This is a genomic window from Candidatus Binatota bacterium (assembly GCA_012960245.1).
Lineage (GTDB): Bacteria > Desulfobacterota > Binatia > UBA1149 > UBA1149 > UBA1149.
Window position 1 is genome coordinate 82,686 of the sequence record DUBO01000056.1, and the last position, 18,785, is coordinate 101,470.

Here is an 18,785-nt window from a genome sequence, read left to right on the forward strand (position 1 = left end):
GTCAGCCGGTGGGTCAGGAAAGCGCCGCGCGGCGTATCCTTGATATTTCGTCACGCTCGCGTGGTAGCGCGGCAGTGAGGTTGTCGCTGCCGTCGGCCGTGACCAGCACGTCGTCTTCCAGGCGTATGCCGATTCCCCTGAAACGCTCGGGTGCCTCGCTGTCTGTGCGCACGTAGATGCCCGGCTCCACGGTGAGCACCATGCCCGCGGCCAGTGGCCGGGGGCCTTCGTCGTCGCGGTAGCTGCCCACGTCGTGCACGTCCATGCCCAGCCAGTGGCTGGTGCGGTGCATGTAGTAGGGCTGGTAGGCGCCCGACTCCAGCGAAGCGTTCGTGTCGCTGCCTTCGAGCAAGCCTAGGTCGTGCATTCCCTGCACGAGTACACCGAGAGCTGCCTGGTGCACGCTGTCGCAGCTCGATCCTGGTTTCACCTGCGCTAGAGCGCTGCGCTGGGCCGTGAGCACGAGGTCGTACAACTCCGCCTGCGCGTTGCTCCAGTCGGCGCTCATGGGAAAGGTCGACGTGATATCGGCCGCGTAGCCGCCGTACTCGCCGCCCGCGTCGAGCAACACGAGGTCACCCTGCCCAGGTGTCCCCCGGTTGGAGGTGTAGTGCAGCACGGTAGCGTTATTGCCTGCCGCGGCGATGGTGCCGTAGGCCGGGCCCGAACAGCCACCCCGACGAAATCGGTATTCCACGCTGGCCTCTATATCAGATTCGCTGTGGCCGGGCCGTAGGTCTTCGAGCACAGCGATGTGGGCCTGCACGGCTATGGCGCAGGAACGCCGCATGAGCTCGGCTTCCTCGTCGGACTTGAAAAGCCTCATTTCTGACATCAGCTCCGAACTATCGTGCAGCACCAGCGGGGCCAAGCCGCTGCGGGGACGCCCGGCGTTGACTCGCTTCACGAGCTCGAGCATCGCGCTGTCGCTGCCGGCGCTGCGCCCGAAACCGTAGTAAAGCGTTCGCGCGCCGCTCAGGGCCTGCTCGAGTTTTTCTTCGCCTTGTTCCAGGGCCCACGCGTTGTCCGCGCCGTAGGTTTCGCGCGCGCCTTCAAGACCGGCCCTGCGCCCGGTCCATGTCTCGCTCTGCGGGTCGCGTTCGCGTACGAACATCGAGAAACCCTTCGATTCGCAGTCCCCGGCCACCAGCATCAGCGAACAGGGCTCTTCGAAGCCGCTCAGGTAGCGCGTGTCGCTGTCGGGCCGGTAGCGATAGTGCACGTCGTTGGAGTAGCGTGCTTCCTCGACGGGGGGCAGAAACAGCACCGCGTCGTTGAGTCGGGCGAGCAGGGTTTCGCGGCGCCGGCGGTACGAGTCGGGAGATGGGCCGTTGTGGGTCATCGCCACGAAGGTAGCACGAAAACTTGCATCGTGCCCACCCTACCCGATAATCGCTGCATGGCGACCGACGAACGATTGTGGGCTATCGAAAGACTGGCGGGTGGACTGGGCGAGCTGGTGACCGTGATCGGTCCGGAGGCCGCGCCGGTGGTCGAGAGGGTGAAAGCCCGGCTCATAGAGGCGATGGCGGCGCGCGACGACGGCCGCAGTCCCGAGGCGCTGACCGCGCTGGCGGCGGCCATGGCCGACCTCGTAGAGTTGGGCGACCGTCTCGACCCGGCCGAGGGGGCCATGATGCGCATGCTGGTGTCGGCTTTTATCGAGGGACTGGGAGCCGGGGACCGCGAGCAGGTGGAGGCCGGCCTTCAGCGCATACAGGAAAAAACCGGCACGCCCCACGAGCCGCAGGGCTGAAGCCACGGCTCGGTCGAGATGGCCCCTCCCAGCGATAACCGCGACGCATCCATGTCGGGCCTGGTTACCCTGACCACGGATTTCGGCAGTGTCGACGGCTACGCAGGGGCTGTAAAGGGAGTACTGCTGGCCGCGTGTAGAGAGCTGCGCGTAATTGATATCACCCACGACCTGCCCATGGGCGATGTGCTGGCCGGCGCGCTGGCGCTGGAAGCGGCGATAAATTGGTTTCCGCCGGCAACGGTCCACCTGGCCGTGGTAGACCCCGGTGTCGGTTCTGACCGCAACGCACTGCTGCTTCAGGACGAGCACGGGAGTTTTGCCCTGGGACCAGACAACGGGTTGCTCTCGTTGGCTTTCGGAGAGCCGGTGGCCTGCTGGAAACTCGACGTCGGGCGAGTTTCCTCGCGACCGGTATCGCCGGTGTTCCACGGTCGCGATCTGTTTGCCCCGGCCGCGGCCGCGCTGGTTGCGGGGGCTGACGCCGGCGACCTGGGTGACCCGGTGGGCGACTTCGAGCGCCTGCAACTGCCTGTGCCGAAGTCTGTTGGCGGACAGCTCGAGGGCGAGGTTATCCACGTCGATCGTTTCGGCAACATGGTGACCAACATCGCTGCCTCACTCGCAACCGGGCTGCCGGGGACGGGCGAGTTGAAGACCGCGGCCGGTGGGCTGGTCATCGATGGCTTCAGTCGCTGCTACGCCGACGTGGGCGAGGGCGAGCTGCTGGCCCTCGAGGGCAGCGGCGGCCGACTCGAGCTGGCGCTGCGCGCAGGGTCAGCCGCCGAGCTACCGGCTATGAGCGGCGTCGGCATGCCCCTGCGCGTGTACCGCAGCGAGTAGACGCAGCGAGTTCGGTCAGTTGATCACCGGTAGCGCCGGGGAGAGTAGCTGCACGCCTGGCCGCAAAGCAGCGGCCGGTTCCACCAGCTCGGCCAGCCGCCCGAGCAAGGGCGGCAGCTTCACGGTGGATACAACCGATCCACGCAGGCGCGAAAGCCTTTCGCCCAGTTTTTCCCTGCGCGGGTAGTAAACCAGCTCAACAGAATCAATGTCTTCTATGGTAGCCGCGGTGGCGGCGGCGGCTACCGCCTGCTCAAAGCCGCCGATCTCGTCTACCAGTCCCCGCTCGAGCGCCTGTTGCCCGCTCCACACGCGTCCGCCGCCCACGCTGTCCACGTCGTTTATGCTCAGCGACCGGCCCCGGGCCACCCGCCGAAGGAAGAGCTGGTAGGTGCGCTCCATCTGCGTGCGTACCAGCGATAGCTCGGCCCTGTCAAAACCCTTGCTGATGTCCATCAGGCCCGCGTAGCGGCCCCTGGTGAGCGTTTCGCTGCCTATGCCAAGCCTGCCCAGCAGGCCCGCCACGTTGGGCTTGAACAGCACCACTCCTATCGATCCGGTGATGGACATTCCCTGGGCCAGCACGCGGTCGGCGCCAGAGGCCATGTAGTACCCGCCCGAGCCCGCGATGTTGCCGAGCGAAGCCACCACGGGCGTCGTTCGAGATGCGGCTCGCACCAGTCTCCAGACCTGGTCCGACGCCTGTGCCGAACCGCCGGGGCTGTCCACGCGCAACACGATGGCTTTTACGCCGTCGGCCAGGGCCTCGTCAAAAGCCCGCGCCAGGGTGTCGGCTCCAACCGACGCGCCGGTCGCTCCACCGGCCCTGCTCTCCCCGTTCACGATGTTACCCGCGGCGTGGATGACGGCCACCCGTTCGCCGCCGCCCAGTCCGAGCGATGATGCACTCACGCGCCTGTAGTCTTCTTCGTAGACCAGGGGAGGGGAAGGGCCGTCGGCTGGGTTTTCGCGCAACTGGTCCATGTGGCGCACGCCGTCGGCGAGGCCCGAATCCATGAAGGCTTCTGGCGACGCCGGGCACGCGTCCACCACGGCGGGCAACTCGCCGGGCTCGAGCCCGCGCGACAAAGCGATGGACACGCCGAACTGCCCATAGAGATCGTCGAGCAGAAAGTCAGCGGCTTCACGGTGGGCCGCCGACATGCCCCTGCGGCCTATCATGTCACCCATCGATTTGTATTCGCGGATCTGCTCGACCTCCATGTCGATGTCGATCTTTTCCCAGACGCCTCCCAGGAAGACGAAGTGCGCTGCCATGCCGTTGAGCATGGCCGAGGATCCTGGGGGCAGGTACAACTCGTCTGCCGCCGAAGCGATGAAGTACTCCCTGTTGCTGCCGAACGACCCGCTGTCGAGCAGCGACACGACTTTCTTACCGGCGTCCTGCAGGCCGGCCAGCGACGTACGGATTTCCTGGGCCTGCGCCCAGCCCAGTTGGGTGTCCTGCACGCGCAGCAGCACCCCGTCGATGCGCTCGTCGTGGCGGGCCTTGCGCAGGGTGGCGAGCAGGTCGAGAAAAGCCGGCCGGTCGTCGAGCAGCCGGTCAAGGGCGTCACGTCCGGGCGGGAGCTCGGCGTAGGTGCCCTCGAGGTCGATCACGAGATAGCTGCCCCTGGGTACGTCCGGCTCCGAGTCGCGGAGAAGGACGAAAACAGCCAGTGCCAGCAATCCAAGCACGATCCATCGTTTCTTGATGCGCATGTTTACTCCGCCGGGAATCTTCGCCGCGAATCACTCCTGGGCCTGCTGTCTCCCGGCCGGACCACGGCAGGCCCTTCCTTGTATCACAGCTGGCCGGCAGTGACGCGTTTGCGGACCGGGCCTGCAAGCCGGGATCGTGGTGGCGGGCTGCTGCCGACGGGGTGATCTGCTAGTCTCGCGGGGTGTCACGGGATCTTATAAGCGTTGAACTGGGCTCGGTGTCGGGTTACGAGGCCTGGCGGGCCGAATTACTGGCTGCCACCCTGGCGGCCGACCTGGGCTGCGCCTGGCTGTTGACCTGGACCCGCAGTGAGCAGGGCGTGAGCCTGGGGCGCTTCCACCGGCGTGCCGAGGGTGCCGAGTCCATTGAGCGACGCTTGACGGGCGGACGAAATGTGCCCGCGGGGCCAGCCGTACAGGAATTTGCCTTCGTGCTGCCATCGGTGGACTGGCTCGACGAGGGCGCTGGTGGCCTTGGGCCGGGGCAGGTACTCAACCGGGCGCTCAGGCCCCTGCTCGCTTGTCTCAGGGCAGAGTTATCGAGCCGCTCCGGGCTTGAGCCGTTCTACCCGGGGCGCGATCTTGTCACCGTCGACTCCAGGCCTGTGGCCCACGCAGCGTATTCTGTTTTTGCTGACGGGGTCTGCGTCGTCGAACAGATGTTGTTTACGGCCGAGGCGCCGGGCGTGGTTGACTCGTTGCTCGAGCTGCTGGATCCCGCTGGAATAACCGGCCAGGCGCTGGGTGGACTCGACGCGGGCTGCAGCCTTGCCCAACTCGGTGTTGATCAGCAGATCGACTGGGCCCGGCTGATGGCGCTGGAGTCTGCCAGCGTTTTTGCCTGCAAGCTGTCGCCGGGCTCGCTTCCCGGGCAAGGGCTCACGGCCGATGCTTCGGCCTGGGACTGCTTCCAACGCGAGCGGGGCAGTCTTGCTGCGGGGCGGCTGCTGGCTGCCGGCCCGTCCATGCTGGGCATGCTCGAGTGCAGCGGGGTCGGCCCGGGCACGGAGGGCGATGTCTCGCTGTCGGGCATAGAGATATGCGGAGACCTGCTGGCACCGTTTCACTTGATCGACCAGGTTGAGCAAGCCCTCGAGGGTTGCCCGCCTGTTGTTTCCGAGATCGCGAGCAGGATAGAGCAGCTGACATCCTCGACGGGCGGATTTATCCTGGGCTGTGACAACAGCGGGGAACAAGCGCTCGCCGCCCTGCTGGCGCGCTGCGCGTGAGGCGGCCGACGCTGGCGATTGCGCCCGTGCCCGTGGCGTGGCATTGACGGCTGCATGGCGGACTGTCTTTTCTGTTCGATTGGCGCTGGTGAGGTCCCGGCCGAGAAGGTTTACGAGGACGACCAGCTGTTTGCGATCCGCGACATAAATCCGGTCGCGCCGCTGCACCTGTTGCTCATTCCCCGCAAGCACATCGCTACCATACTCGACTTCGAGGACGCCGATAGTGCACTGGTGGCTGGTATCTATCGCCTGGCGGCTCGCCTTGCCGCTGAAAACGACCTCAGTGACGACGGCTACCGCGTGGTCGCCAACTGCAAGAGCGACGGCGGGCAGACAGTTTACCACGTACACTTTCACCTGCTGGGCGGACGCGCGATGGCGTGGCCGCCGGGCTGAGCAGGAGTACGCAGGGCAAGGGCATGCTGGGCGCTGTTATTTTTGATTTCGACGGGGTGATTGCCGACGACGAGGGACTGCACCTGGCTGGCTTCAGGCACGCCCTGTTGTCGCTGGGCATGGAAATCAGCGACGAGGATTATTACCAACGCTACGTGGGCTACGACGACCGCGACGGCTTCACCGTGATCTTCCGTGATAGGGGAGTGAGCCTGGACGAAGAAGCCCTGCTCAGATTGATGGCCGATAAGGCCGCCGAGTTTGAGCGCCTGGCGGCGGGCGGCGCTCGCCTCTTTGATGGTGTCGAAGAGCTTATCTCTGCCCTGGCCGAAGCGGGCGTGCCCCTGGCCATCGGCTCGGGAGCGCTTGGTAACGAAATACGGATGGTGCTGGCGCAGTCCGGGTTGGCCAGTCGCTTTGAGGTCATCGTGTCAGCCGAGGACGTATCGGCGGGCAAGCCCGACCCGGAGACCTACGACAGGGCCCGGCGCTTGTTGCAGCAGGGGGCTGGTCGCGAGGCCGGCGCTGGCATAGCGGCCGAGAATTGCGTGGTCATAGAAGACACGACGGCCGGCCTGGTCTCGGCCCGCTCAGCCGGTATGCATACGCTGGCGGTGACCAACACCTTTGCGGCCGCGAGCCTGGACGCCGACCTGGTGGTCGACAGCCTGGCCGACGTCAGCGTTGAGACCCTGCGTGGCTTGCTGGACAGGGCGGGAGACAAGAGGCGTGGGTAAAAACAGCAACGGCGAAATCCTGGAACAGATAGCCATTTCACACGAGATCTTTGTTGAGCTCATGGACCGCCGTCTGCCCGAGCTCGAGGCGGAAGACCTCGAGCGTTACTTCGCGGCGCTGAGTCGTTTCCTGGGAATGCTCGAGGACGATGAAAAAGAACTGCGGCAGGCGGCCCGCGAAATGGCGGCGGAGGCCATGACCCTGCTGCTCGACGAGCTGGCACGATGAAGCCGGCGGCCGGCATCCAGCCGGACTCGCATGTCGTGGCCTTGCAGGCGGTGGCGTTTTATTCGGCGTAGCGGGATCCGTTGTTCTCGGCGTCAGGGAACGTTTCAGAACTCGCGCTTCAAGGGCAGCGTTACGCGGTAGACATTGCGCCCCCTTACGACCGAGACCAGTACCGCGTTGCTGTTGCGCAGCGCCGCTAGCCGGCGGCGAAACGCGTCACGGTCGGCCACCTCGCGGCCGCCGAGCGAGCTTATTCCGTCGCCTGGCCTGATGCCGATTTCGGCCGCCGGACTGTTTTCTCTCACCGCCGAAACAGCAAGCGGTCCTTCCTTGCGCTCCACCAGCTTCAGCCCGAGTCCCTGCCACGCCAGCCGGTCTATACGCTCGGCTGGGTATACTGCTACCTGCAGTTTCAGCGAGCGCAGCACCCCGTCGTTCAACACGCCCACCTCGAGGGTCTCGCCGGCCGGCCAACTGGGCCTGGTACTGGGCCATGTTGTGTACTTTGTCGCCGTCTATAGCGCCTATGATGTCGCCCGCAGCCACGCCGGCTTCGGCTGCCGGGCTGTCCTTTTCTACGCCCCGGACGAGTACTCCGCCGTCGCTGTCTACGCCCAGATGAAAGGCGATTTCTCCGGTAAGACCCTGCACCTTGAGCCCCAGCCACGCCGGTTGAACCGAGCCGTAGTTGAGGATCTGCTCGACCACGATACGGACTTTCGCGCTGGGAATGGCAAAGCCTATTCCCTCGCCGTCGCGGTGTATGGCCGTGTTGATGCCCAGCAAGCGTCCTTCAACGTCCACCAGTGGCCCACCCGAGTTGCCGGGGTTGATCGAAGCGTCGGTTTGCAGCAGGCCGTGGTACACGAGCCTGCCGGCGTTGATCGTTCGCCCGGCAGCGCTGATGACCCCGGTCGTCACGCTGTGCGACAGTCCGAAGGGGTTGCCTATGGCTACGACCGTTTCGCCGATCATCACCGAGTCGTCCGATGGCAGCGGGACAAAGGGAAGGGGGGTGTCGCTGTCGATGTGAAGCACGGCGAGGTCGGAATCCGAGTCGGCTCCCTGCAGGCTGGCATCGAACTCTCTGCCGTCAGACATCAGTACGCGTATCGATGTGGCTCGCAGGATGACGTGCTCGTTGGTGACGATGGTGCCGTCGGCGTCAACGAGCAGGCCCGACCCCAGTGAGCTTCGTTTCTGCCGTCGTGAGCGAGGTTGCATCTCGCCGAAGAAGTCGGAGAAGAAATCATCGACAAACGGGTCGCCAAAAAACGGCGAGCGACGTCCCAGCGGCGCGTCCACTATGGTCTCGGTGTAGATATTGACCACCGCTGGGCTGACCTTCTCTATGGCCTCCACCACCGGTGTGCGCCTGACGCTGCGGTCCGGCGAAGCCTTGCCCGCGTCGGTCACGGCGGGTGCGAAGGCGGGCAGGACCACTGCGGCTGCGAGTGCGAGCGGGAGCAATCGCAGCGTGAGCGCGACAGGCGGCTGGTATGTCGGGCTGATCAATCGCACGGTTCGAAGTCTATCCGCCGTTTCGTCACGTCGGTGGAAACCACCCGCACGCGGGCGCGGTCCCCTGGCCTGGCGGTCCATTTGCCATCGCGACTCATCAATTCCATTCGATCCTCATCGTGGTCCACGTAGTAGTCCAGCCGAGACAAGGGTACCAGCCCTTCAACGCCACTGTCATCCAGGCGCACGTAGTAGCCGTGCGGCGCCACGCCGCTGATGGTGCCGTCGTAACGCCTGCCTATGCGGGTGCTCAGGTAGATGGCCCACGCGGCGCGGGTCACGCTGCGTTCGAGCGCCTCTGCTCGGCGCTCGAGACGTGAGCAGTCCCCTGACATCGACTCGATCGCTGCCTTTCCCGGTCTCGAATCGGCGCGCCCGCCCATCCGGGCCACCAGCGCACGGTGCACCAGCAGGTCGGGGTAGCGCCGTATGGGTGAGGTGAAGTGCGCGTAGCAGGGGCTGGCCAGGCCGAAGTGCTGATCTTTATACGCGGTGTAACGCGCACGCATCATCGATCTCAATATCATCAGGCTCACCTGGCCCGAGCCCGGCAGCTGGGCGGCCTTCTCGAGCAGGGCCTGCAGGTCGGCCGGCTTGATGTTTTCGGGGGCAGTGTCCAGCCGCAGCCCCAAGGCGGGCAGGCGCGAGGCAAGCGATATCATAGCCGCCTGGTCGGGGCGCTCGTGCACGCGGTAAGGAAAAGCCGGTCCTTCTCGGTCGAGTTTGTCGGCGACCGTTTCGTTGGCAGCCAGCATGAAGTCCTCGATGAGAAGGTGTGCGGCCAGCCGCGGCCGGTTGACGATAACGTCGGGGTCGCCGTTGTCGTTGACCTGTACCTGGCTTTCGGGGAGGTCCAGCTCCAGTGACCCGCGTTTGCGTCGGGCCGTCCTCATGGCGACAGCGCAGCGCTGCATCTGTCCGAGCATCTCGGCGGTCGCGCTGTCGATGTCCTCCGGCTGCCCGTCGAGGCAGTCCTGCACCGACTGGTAGGTGAGTCTCGCCTTACTGCGTATGATACTGCGCGCAAAGGTGGCATCGGTGACTTCGCCGCTGTTGCTTATGGTCATCTCGACCGAGACGGTCAGCCGGTCGCGGTCCGGGCGCAGACTGGCAAGGTTGGTGGAGATTCGTTCCGGTAGCATGGGCACGGCATAGCCCGGAAAATAAACGCTCGTGCCCCTGTCAAAGGCTTCGGCGTCGAGCTTGCTGCCGTCCTTGACGTACCAGGACACGTCGGCGATGGCCACGCAGAGCAGCCAGCCCTTACCCTTGCGCGACAGGCAGATAGCGTCGTCAAAATCCCTGGCGTCGGCTCCGTCTATGGTTACGAAGTGACTGTCCCTGAGGTCGAGTCGTTCCTCGGCGTCCCTGTCGCCGGGTTCACGAAAACGCTCGGCCTCGGCCAGCACCTCGTCGCTGAACTCAACCGGCAGCGAAGCCTCGGCGCAGGCGATGGCGATCTCCCTGTCCAGTGGGCCACGGCTTTCTACCTCGCCATCGATGCGGACCTCTATGTTGTCGTGCCGGCCCGGGTAGCGGCTTATGGTGGCCTTGAGCAGGCAGCCGGGCTGCGCGGGGGGGCTGTCGTGGGCAAGCCGGACCTCGTAGTCAATGGCGTGGTCGTTGGGAATGAACACTCTGCGGTTGCGCGTCGACATCTCCCCGGTGATGACCTTGCGGCCTCGCTCAAGCACGCTGTGTATGGCCGCGTTCGCAGGCCTCCGGGTACTCCTGGTCAGCGGTTCGGCCAGCACCAGGTCGCCGTCCATGGCGGGCCTCAGCGCGTTTGCCGACACGCGCAACGCGTCCTGCGAATCGTCCAGCGGGATGATGAGGGCATCGCGACTACGGCGTCTTACCCTGCCGGCCACCAGCCCGAGTTTTCGGGTGAGGCCCACGCGGGACTTTCGGCGAAGCAGTTCACCGCGCTTGGCCAGCGAGGCCAGTGCCTCTTCGAACTCGGCCGGCTCAAGCTCGGTGCTCGCCTGGAGCTCGGCCACCGGGGTGTAACGCTTGCGCGATTTACGCAGTCGCGCGAGGACGACTGCTTCGTTGTCGGGTTTATTTTTCTTTCTCACGTCGATGGGATCTCAGTGGACGAACACGCAGGCGGCGACCAGGACCTTCCAACGCTTGGCTGTAGCCCCCCTGGCCGATTGCAAGACATTGCGGGTGCGTACGATCTGATCGCTCGGTGTCCAGTACGCCTTCTTTCGTCGTAGCTGGTGTCTGGGGCGAAATCTACGTTGAGTATCTTGGCAAGCGTCCGGGCCGCGAGATACTCGGTGTAATCACCGGCCTGCGCGTCGGTTTCGCCAAAGGAATGGTGTTCGCCCAGGTAGCCGTACATCGAACGGTCGCGGGGTACGGCCACACTCACCGAGGCCGTTAGTTTTTCTTTGTGCCGCCCCACGCCACGGGTCAGGAAGGCCCTGGTCGCGACTTCACCCACTGGTTCAGATAAACACGGGTGCGTCGAACTCGCCGAATACCTCTCGCATGGCGTCGGACACTTCGCCCAGGGTGGCATAAGTTTTAACCGCGTCGACGATCACCGGCATGAGGTTGCCGTCTCCCCTCGCGGTCTCGGTCACCAACGCCAGCGCGGCCCGCACGGCGTCGTTGTCGCGCCTCGCCTTGAGGTCAGCTAGCTTTTTGAGTTGTTTCGTTTCTACCGACGCGTCTATTTTGAGCAGGTCTACGGGCGCTTCTTCGTCGGCCTGGAAGCGGTTTACTCCCACCAGGACATTGTCGCCGCTCTCCTGTGCCAGCTGGTACGCGTAGGCGGCCTGCTGGATTTCCTGTTGCTGGAAGCCACGCTCGATGGCAGCCACCGCTCCGCCGAGCTTGTCGATCTGCTCGATGTACTGCTCGGCCCGCTGCTCTATTTCGTCGGTCAACTGCTCGACGAACCAGGAACCGCCCATGGGGTCTATCGAGTCGGCCACGCCTGACTCGTGGGCTATGATCTGCTGGGTGCGCAGCGCTGCCGTTACCGCGGCCTCGGTGGGCAAGGCCATGGCCTCGTCGTAGGAGTTGGTGTGCAGCGACTGTGTACCGCCGCAGACGGCGGCCAGCGCCTGTACGGCCGTCCTCACGATGTTGTTGATGGGTTGTTGGGCGGTGAGCGATGAGCCCGCGGTCTGGCTGTGAAAGCGCAGCATCATGGAGCGCTCGCGGGTGGCGCCGAAGCGTTCCTTCATGATCTTCGCCCACAGGCGACGCGCAGCGCGGTACTTGGCGATCTCTTCAAAAAAGTTGTTGTGCACGTTGAAGAAGAACGACAAGCGACCGGCAAAATCATCGACATTGAGGCCCACGTCGATCGCGGCCTGCACGTAGGCGATACCGTCGGCCAGCGTGAAGGCTACTTCCTGCACTGCCGTCGAACCGGCTTCGCGGATGTGGTAGCCGCTGATCGAGATCGTGTTCCAGCGCGGGACCTTCTCGGTACAGAAAGCAAAGATGTCAGTGATCACGCGCATGGAAGCCGTGGGTGGGTAGACGTAGGTGCCGCGCGCGATGTACTCCTTGAGCACGTCGTTCTGTACGGTTCCACCCACCTTGTCCCAGGGCACGCCCTGCTTGTCGGCCACCGCCAGGTAAAGCGCCAGCAGTATCGAAGCAGTCGCGTTGATGGTCATCGAGGTGGTGACTTCGTCGAGCGGTATGTCACGGAAAAGGATTTCCATGTCTTCGAGCGAATCGATCGCGACGCCTACCTTGCCGACCTCGCCGGCCGATAGTGCGTGGTCCGAGTCGTGGCCCATCTGCGTGGGCAGGTCGAATGCCACACTCAGGCCGTTGGTGCCCTTGTCGAGAAGGTAGCGGTAGCGGTTGTTGCTCTCTTCGGCCGAGGCAAAGCCGGCGTACTGGCGCATGGTCCACAAGCGGCCGCGGTACATGGTGGGCTGGGCCCCGCGCGTGAAGGGAAACTGGCCGGGAAGTCCCAGCTTGTCGGGGTAGTCGCTATCGGCCGGGCCGTACACCCGCTCTATTGGGATGTTGGAGGTGGTAGTAAAGTTTTCCCGGCGCTCGGAGTTCTTTTTGAGTGCCTTGGACAGGGTGGCGTTTTCCCAGTCTTCGAGTTGTTCGTGAAAGTTGCTCATGATTTCGGGTCTCCGTCGATCAGTCGGGCTGGCCTGATTATCCGAGCATGGCCAGGAGCACGCCGGCTGCCACGGCCGAGCCGATCACGCCGGCCACGTTGGGGGCCATGGCGTGCATGATGAGAAAGTTTGTCGGGTCTTCTTTCTGCGCGGTCGTGAGGGCCACGCGCGCGGCCATGGGTACGGCCGACACCCCGGCAGCACCGATGATGGGGTTGATAGGGTCCTTCGAAAAACGATTCATGATCTTGGCAAACACCACCCCGGTGGCGGTGGCAATGCAGAAGGCCACCAGCCCCAAACCAAAGATCTGCAACGATTCAACACGTAGAAAACGCTCGGCCGTGGCGCCGGCGCCCACGCAGATGCCCAGGATTATGGTGATCGAGTCTATGAAAGCGTTGCGCGCCGTGTTGGCCAGGCGGTCGGTGACCCCGCTCTCCTTGAGCAGGTTGCCGAAGAACAGCATTCCCAGCAGTACTGTCGCCTTGGGTGCGATCAACGTGCAGACGATAAAGCCCACTATGGGAAACAGTATCTTCTGAGCGCGCGACACCTCGCGCGGATCCTTCATGCGTATCAGCCGTTCTTCGCGGGTTGTGAGCAGGCGCACGATAGGGGGCTGTATTATAGGTACCAGGGCCATGTAGCCGTAAGCCGCCACGGCAACGGCCGGCAATAATTCCGGGGCCAGCTGGGCGGTTATGAAAATCGTGGTGGGCCCGTCGGCGCCGCCGATGATGCCTATGGCACCGGCTTCCTGGGGGGTGAAATTAAGCGCCAGCGCACCCCAGTAAGTAAAGAAAATGCCCGCCTGCGCAGCCGCGCCCAGCAGTATAAGCCGGGGCTGCGATAGCATGGCCGAAAAATCCGTCATCGCTCCCAGGCCGAGGAAGATCAGCGCGGGGAAGATCTCATGTTTGACGCCGAAGTAGAGGTAGTGGATGACCCCGTGCTCATCAAAGGGAGACGCCCCTGCCTCGGGGATGTTGCCCATGATCATGCCGAAGCCTATGGGCACCAGCAGCAGGGGCTCGTAATTTTTGGTTATGGCCAGGCCTATGAGCAGCAGCCCGACGCCTATCATCAGCAGGGAGCCGGGGTTCTGGGGGAAAAGCGCGAATCCGGTTTGCGAGAGAAAGTGAGCCAGGGAATCCATCATGGCGGGTGTCCGTCAGCCGACCTCGACCAGCAACTGGCCACTGTTGACTTCGCTGCCTTGTGATATGTGCACGGCCTTGACCGTACCGGCTGCCGGGGTAGCGATGTCGTTTTCCATTTTCATTGCTTCGAGCTTGAGCACTATCTGCCCGGCAGCAACAGTGTCGCCGGCTTTCACCAGCACGGCGGTCACTACCCCGGGAATGGGAGCCGTGACCGAGCCGCTGCCACCGGCCGCGGGCGCAGGCCTTGCCGGTGCCGGGGGAGCCGCGGCCGGCGTGGCTGCCAGCGGTGAAGCGGCGGCAGGGGGCGCCACCGCCGGCCCGACCGACTCTACCTCGAAGGATTGCCCGTCCACTCTTACCGTAGCCCCGCCACCAGCGTGGTCGGTTACCGTTACCTCGTATTCGTTGCCGCCACTGCGGACCTTGTAAACAGCCATTCTATCTCCCTCGGGTTCCGGCCAGTTGGTTTGCACGAGCCAACGCGGCCCACCTGCTGCTGTTGGCGGCCGGCCGCACACTGACACGGCGCCGCTGGTGCAGCCCCCAGGCTGCCAGTGCCACGGAGGTCAGATCGTCTTTTTCCTGCCCTTCGGCTTTGCCCATCGCCGCGGAAGCCGAAACGCCGTCTTCGCTGGCAAGGCTGGCTGTCGGAGCAGGCACGGCCGTTTTGCCTTCGATCCGGGCCAGTACCTTGTCCATGATGCCGATGACGATTATCAACAACAGCAGTGCCAGGAACACCATGCTTATGCCGAGCACGGCCATGCTCGGCCCCGATACTGCCCCGGCGTCCATGCTCACAGCGGGATATTGCCGTGCTTGCGCGCCGGCGTAGTCGCTTTCTTGTTGGCCAGCATGGCCAGCCCCTGGGCTATGCGTACCCTTAAGTCCGTGGGGGAAATTATTTCGTCTATGTAGCCCAGTTCAGCGGCCCTGAAGGGGGTGGCTATCTTGTTGCCGTAGTCTTCGACCAGCTCCTTGCGGCGCTCTTCGGGCTTGTCGGCTTCCTTGATCTCCTTGCGGAAGATTATGTTGACCGCACCGTCGGCTCCCATCACCGCGATCTGAGCGGTGGGGAAGGCGAGGTTGAGGTCAGCGCCAACGTGCTTGGCCCCCATGACGGCGTAGGCGCCACCGTAAGCCTTGCGGGTTATGACCGTGATCTTGGGTACGGTGGCCTCGGCGTACGCGTAAACGATCTTGGCCCCGTGGCGGATGATGCCACCCCACTCCTGGGTTGTTCCCGGTAGGTAGCCCGGCACGTCTTCGAAGGTGATCACCGGCAGGTTGAAGCAGTCGCAGAACCTGACGAAGCGCGAGATCTTATTCGACGCGTCTATGTCGAGGCAGCCCGCGAGGTGCATGGGCTGGTTGGCCACTATACCCACCGGCCGTCCGCCTATACGCGCAAAACCGGTGATGGCGTTCAGGGCAAAATGGGCGTGGGCTTCCATGAAGCTGCCGCCGTCGACCACTGCCTGCACCAGCGTGTGCATGTCGTAGGGCTTGTTCGGGTTCTCGGGAATAAGGTCTTCGAGCTCGGGCGTGAGCCGGTCCTGGGGGTCGCCAGTGTCGGCCAGCGGTGGGTCATCGACGTTATTTGACGGCAGGAAGGACAGCAGTCGCCTGAGGTCGGCTATGCAGGCCTGGTCGTCGGGCGACACGAAGTGGGCCACGCCGCTGCGGCTGTTGTGGGCCATGGCTCCACCGAGATCTTCCTGGCTGACCTCTTCGCGGGTGACCGACTTGATTACCTCCGGGCCGGTGATGAACATGTAACTGGTCTTGTCGACCATCATTATGAAGTCGGTCAGTGCCGGCGAGTACGAGGCGCCGCCTGCGCAGGGGCCCATGACCAGCGATATCTGCGGCACGACACCCGAGGCCATAGTGTTTCGGTAGAAGATGTCCGAGTAGCCACCGAGGCTCTCCACTCCCTCCTGGATACGCGCGCCGCCCGAATCGTTGATGCCAACTATGGGTGCGCCTGCGGTGGTGGCCATCTCCATGATCTTGCAGATCTTCTCGGCCACGGTGTGGCTGAGGCTGCCGCCGAGCACGGTGAAGTCCTGGGAGTAGCAGAACACGGTGCGGCCCTCGACCGTGCCGAAGCCGGTAATCACGCCGTCACCGGGCACCTTGTTGTCGCCCATGCCGAACTCGTCGCAGCGATGGGTTCGCAGCCGGTCGAGCTCAACGAAGCTGCCCACGTCGAACAGCAGTTCGATGCGCTCCCTGGCGGTAAGCTGCCCCTTGTCGTGACGTTTCTTTATACGCTGTTCGCCACCGCCCGCTTCGGCAGCAGCATTACGGCGCTCAAGCTCGTTTAACACCCGGTCCAGTGCCATCCTGTTCTCCGCTCCCCTGGTTCTTCGCGTAAACGCTTCGCGTAAATGCTTCGGCGTCGTAGGCTCGGTACGGCCCCATGGGGGTGTCCGGAGCCCCGAAAAACAAGATTGATACTGCTTCGGCGGGCAAAATTCAAGGTCGGGTGTACGGCCCCCCCCCGGGGCCGCCAGGAAGGCCGGGGGGGAGTGTAGCCCGATCGCCCACACGCAGCCCGTGTCTGCTGCAGAAACCGGCCACGACCTCGAGCACATAGCGGGCCGGAGCCCCCGACGCGATGCTGCGTTCTGAGTAGGGGCGGGTGTCAGGGGCTATTGAAACCAGCTTGCCGCTGGAGTCAAAAAAGATGATATCGAGGGACAGCGGGGTATTTTTCATCCAGAAACTACGTGGTTTTTCTTCGGCAAACACGAACAGCATGCCTTCGTCATCAGCCATTTCGCTGCGCCACATAAGCCCGCGCTGCAACTGCCCCGGGCTGGTCGCCACTTCTACGCGTATCGAGATGTCGCCCAGCTCGGTGTGCAGAACCACTACCGGGCTGCTGTCGTGGGTGCATCCCGCGAGGGCGAAGGACGTCAACAGCAGGATCATTGCCCATAAGGCGGGCTTAAAGCTGTACTTCAGCTGCATACTGTCCTATCTTAGACCTTCTTCTTATCGACCGCTGCACCCGAGGGGGAACGATGGCAAGCTCGATTATCTGGACATTGGTTCTTACTGGTTTCGCTGGGCTCTTTGCCTGGCAGATGTATCGGCGCTTCAAGCCCCTGCTCAAGGCTCAGCCCACGCCTTTTGCACGCGTCGACCGTATTCCTGAGCGCCTGAAGCACACGCTTGTATACGCCATCGGGCAACTCAAGTTTATCCGCGGCGAGCAGCCCGCTGGCGTCATGCACGCCATGGTCTTCTGGGGCTTTCTCATACTGGGCGGGCAGGTAGCAACCATGTTCCTGCGCGGCTGGGCGCCCGAGGCCAACCTGCCGCTTCTCGCGGTTGACCAGCTGGGTGGCCCCTACATGCTGCTGCGCGACCTCACCGAGGTCATCGTCTGCGTGACTGCACTCGGCCTGCTATCACGCTGGCTCATTACCCACCCGCAGCGCCTGTACGGTTTTAAGCCAGCCGAGGAAAAAATCGCCGGAGCTTCTCACTGGGAGGCCATGCTGATTCTCTGCTTCATAGCGGGCATAACCATGAGCGGCCTGGTTTACGACGCTGGCCGCCTGGTGTTCCTCAAGGGGCATTCCGAGATCGAGGCCGAGAGGGCCTGGCAACCTGTCGCGAACCTGCTGTCGGGCCTGCTGGCCCAGGGTGGTCCGTCGGCGGCCGAGAGCGTGAGCAACGCGGCCTGGTGGATACATAACCTGATCGTGCTCACCTTCCTCAACATGTTACCGCTCTCAAAGCACTTTCATGTCATAACGGCCATTCCCAATGTTTTCATGAGCAAGCTCGATCCGGTGGGTGCACTGTCGAAGCAGGATCTCGAGACCGCCGAGATTTACGGCACCTCGCAGATGGCTCACTTCGACTGGAAGCAGGTGCTCGACATGTACACCTGCACCGAGTGCGGCCGCTGCTCGTCGGTGTGTCCGGCCACGGCCACCAACAAGCCGCTGGCTCCGCGTCAGATGCTGCTCGACCTGCGCGATTACCTTTACGAGAAGCCCGAGTCGATACTCGACGAGAGTTACGACGAGAAGATAGTGGGCGACAACTGCATCAGCGACGAGGTCATCTGGTCGTGTACTACCTGCCGGGCCTGCGAAGATGCCTGCCCGGTGCACATAGAGTACGTGGACAAGATCGTCGATATGCGGCGTCACCTGGTGCAGGAAGAAGCACGGTTTCCCGCCGAGTTGACTCGCACCTTCAAGGGCCTGGAGACCCAGGGCAACCCCTGGGGCATAGGTGCCGACAAGAAGGCCGACTGGGCCGAGGGCCTGGGCATTCCCCACCTGGCGGACAAGCCCGACGCCGAGTACCTGTTCTACGTGGGTTGCGCGGGCTCGTTCGACGACCGTGCAAAAAAAATCACCCAGGCCGTGGCTCGCATACTCGACGCTGCGGGCGTGAGCTACGCCATACTGGGGCGCGATGAACCCTGCAACGGCGACACGGCGCGCCGCCTGGGCAACGAGTACCTGTACCAGACCATGGCCCAGGCCGCGGTCGACGTGCTGGCAGGCTTCAACGTAAAGAAGGTGATCACCAACTGTCCGCACTGCTTCAACACAATACGCAACGAGTTTCCGCAGTTCGGCGGCGATTTCGAGGTGCTGCACGCGTCCGAGCTGGTGGCCGGCCTGGTAAAGGACGGCAGCGTACGCATAAGCCGCGAGGCAGCCCAGACCATCGTCTACCACGATTCGTGCTACCTGGGCCGCTACAACGAGGTATACGACGCCCCGCGCGAGATACTCGCGGCCATACCGGGAGTGATACTGGCCGAGGCCGAGCGCAGCCGTAACGTGGGCATGTGCTGTGGTGCCGGTGGCGGCCGCATGTGGGTGGAAGAAGAACCCACGCAGCGCGTGAACACGCTCAGGGTCGAGCAGCTACTCGAAACAAAGCCGGACGTGATAGCCTCGGCCTGTCCCTACTGCATGACCATGCTCGACGATGGCATCAAGGGGAAGGGGCTCGAGGAGACCGTGCAGGCCCGCGACGTGCTTGAGATAGTGGCCGACGCCATCGAGTCATCCCCGGCCTGACCGCCGGTCAT

Annotated in this window: 18 protein-coding genes and 1 pseudogene; 7 read left to right on the forward strand and 12 right to left on the reverse strand. The window is 63.8% G+C overall.

Features of this window, described 5'->3' with window-relative positions:
* Nucleotides 1-13: 13 nt before the first annotated feature.
* A complete protein-coding gene (locus tag EYQ35_11235) occupies nt 14-1,348 on the reverse strand; it encodes a M24 family metallopeptidase (protein HIF64708.1) in 1,335 nt (444 codons plus the stop codon).
* A gap of 51 nt (nt 1,349-1,399) precedes the next feature.
* Between EYQ35_11235 and EYQ35_11240 the strand changes: the two genes are divergently transcribed.
* Both EYQ35_11240 and EYQ35_11245 read left to right on the forward strand, forming a co-directional pair.
* Nucleotides 1,400-1,756 carry a hypothetical protein gene (locus tag EYQ35_11240; GenBank protein HIF64709.1) on the forward strand — a complete coding sequence of 119 codons (357 nt, stop codon included), beginning with the start codon at nt 1,400-1,402 and terminating at the stop codon, nt 1,754-1,756.
* 18 nt (nt 1,757-1,774) lie between these two features.
* Nucleotides 1,775-2,599, forward strand: coding sequence for a hypothetical protein (locus EYQ35_11245; GenBank protein HIF64710.1), 825 nt, complete (start codon nt 1,775-1,777; stop codon nt 2,597-2,599).
* Nucleotides 2,600-2,614: 15 nt separating this feature from the next.
* On the opposite strand, the gene sppA is transcribed toward EYQ35_11245, so the two are convergent.
* Nucleotides 2,615-4,321, reverse strand: coding sequence for a signal peptide peptidase SppA (gene sppA / locus EYQ35_11250; protein ID HIF64711.1), 1,707 nt, complete (start codon nt 4,319-4,321; stop codon nt 2,615-2,617).
* A gap of 182 nt (nt 4,322-4,503) precedes the next feature.
* Between sppA and EYQ35_11255 the strand changes: the two genes are divergently transcribed.
* Genes EYQ35_11255 through EYQ35_11270 form a run of 4 tightly spaced genes read left to right on the forward strand, consistent with a single transcriptional unit; the run spans nt 4,504 to nt 6,915 of the window.
* Nucleotides 4,504-5,550, forward strand: coding sequence for a hypothetical protein (locus EYQ35_11255; GenBank protein ID HIF64712.1), 1,047 nt, complete (start codon nt 4,504-4,506; stop codon nt 5,548-5,550).
* 54 nt (nt 5,551-5,604) lie between these two features.
* Entirely contained in the window at nt 5,605-5,949 is a 345-nt protein-coding gene (locus EYQ35_11260) for a histidine triad nucleotide-binding protein (protein ID HIF64713.1), read from the forward strand.
* Nucleotides 5,934-6,686, forward strand: coding sequence for an HAD family phosphatase (locus tag EYQ35_11265; GenBank protein ID HIF64714.1), 753 nt, complete (start codon nt 5,934-5,936; stop codon nt 6,684-6,686). Before EYQ35_11260 ends, EYQ35_11265 begins: the two co-directional genes overlap by 16 nt.
* Nucleotides 6,679-6,915, forward strand: a complete 237-nt coding sequence (locus EYQ35_11270; protein HIF64715.1) for a hypothetical protein — start codon at nt 6,679-6,681, stop codon at nt 6,913-6,915. Before EYQ35_11265 ends, EYQ35_11270 begins: the two co-directional genes overlap by 8 nt.
* 104 nt (nt 6,916-7,019) lie before the next feature.
* Here the strand turns inward: EYQ35_11270 and EYQ35_11275 are convergent, their stop codons facing one another.
* From EYQ35_11275 to EYQ35_11320, 10 genes and pseudogenes are all read right to left on the reverse strand, one after another.
* Complete coding sequence (locus EYQ35_11275) at nt 7,020-7,364, reverse strand: PDZ domain-containing protein (protein ID HIF64716.1); 345 nt, start codon at nt 7,362-7,364, stop codon at nt 7,020-7,022.
* The gene (locus tag EYQ35_11280; protein HIF64717.1) at nt 7,132-8,517 is read right to left on the reverse strand and encodes a trypsin-like serine protease; all 1,386 of its coding nucleotides are present in this window, start codon (nt 8,515-8,517) and stop codon (nt 7,132-7,134) included. The genes EYQ35_11275 and EYQ35_11280 overlap by 233 nt, the downstream gene beginning before the upstream one ends.
* Nucleotides 8,427-10,520 (reverse strand): VacB/RNase II family 3'-5' exoribonuclease, encoded by a 2,094-nt coding sequence (locus EYQ35_11285; protein HIF64718.1) that lies wholly within the window; start codon nt 10,518-10,520, stop codon nt 8,427-8,429. The genes EYQ35_11280 and EYQ35_11285 overlap by 91 nt, the downstream gene beginning before the upstream one ends.
* A 6-nt stretch (nt 10,521-10,526) precedes the next feature.
* Nucleotides 10,527-10,888: pseudogene (locus EYQ35_11290) on the reverse strand (hypothetical protein).
* 4 nt (nt 10,889-10,892) lie between these two features.
* Entirely contained in the window at nt 10,893-12,545 is a 1,653-nt protein-coding gene (locus EYQ35_11295; protein ID HIF64719.1) for a methylmalonyl-CoA mutase, read from the reverse strand.
* Between the two features lie 37 nt (nt 12,546-12,582).
* Nucleotides 12,583-13,704: a sodium ion-translocating decarboxylase subunit beta gene (locus tag EYQ35_11300; GenBank protein ID HIF64720.1), complete on the reverse strand. Its 1,122-nt coding sequence runs from the start codon at nt 13,702-13,704 to the stop codon at nt 12,583-12,585.
* Between the two features lie 15 nt (nt 13,705-13,719).
* Nucleotides 13,720-14,148, reverse strand: a complete 429-nt coding sequence (locus EYQ35_11305) for a biotin/lipoyl-binding protein (GenBank protein ID HIF64721.1) — start codon at nt 14,146-14,148, stop codon at nt 13,720-13,722.
* A 1-nt stretch (nt 14,149) separates the two neighbouring features.
* The gene (locus tag EYQ35_11310) at nt 14,150-14,506 is read right to left on the reverse strand and encodes a hypothetical protein (protein HIF64722.1); all 357 of its coding nucleotides are present in this window, start codon (nt 14,504-14,506) and stop codon (nt 14,150-14,152) included.
* A 2-nt stretch (nt 14,507-14,508) separates the two neighbouring features.
* Complete coding sequence (locus EYQ35_11315; GenBank protein ID HIF64723.1) at nt 14,509-16,059, reverse strand: methylmalonyl-CoA carboxyltransferase; 1,551 nt, start codon at nt 16,057-16,059, stop codon at nt 14,509-14,511.
* A 133-nt stretch (nt 16,060-16,192) separates the two neighbouring features.
* Nucleotides 16,193-16,651 carry a DUF192 domain-containing protein gene (locus tag EYQ35_11320; GenBank protein ID HIF64724.1) on the reverse strand — a complete coding sequence of 153 codons (459 nt, stop codon included), beginning with the start codon at nt 16,649-16,651 and terminating at the stop codon, nt 16,193-16,195.
* Between the two features lie 92 nt (nt 16,652-16,743).
* Here EYQ35_11320 and EYQ35_11325 point away from each other — a divergent pair, with 92 nt between their 5' ends.
* On the forward strand, nt 16,744-18,774 hold the full coding sequence (locus EYQ35_11325; protein HIF64725.1) for a (Fe-S)-binding protein: 2,031 nt from the start codon (nt 16,744-16,746) through the stop codon (nt 18,772-18,774).
* Nucleotides 18,775-18,785 lie beyond the last annotated feature (11 nt).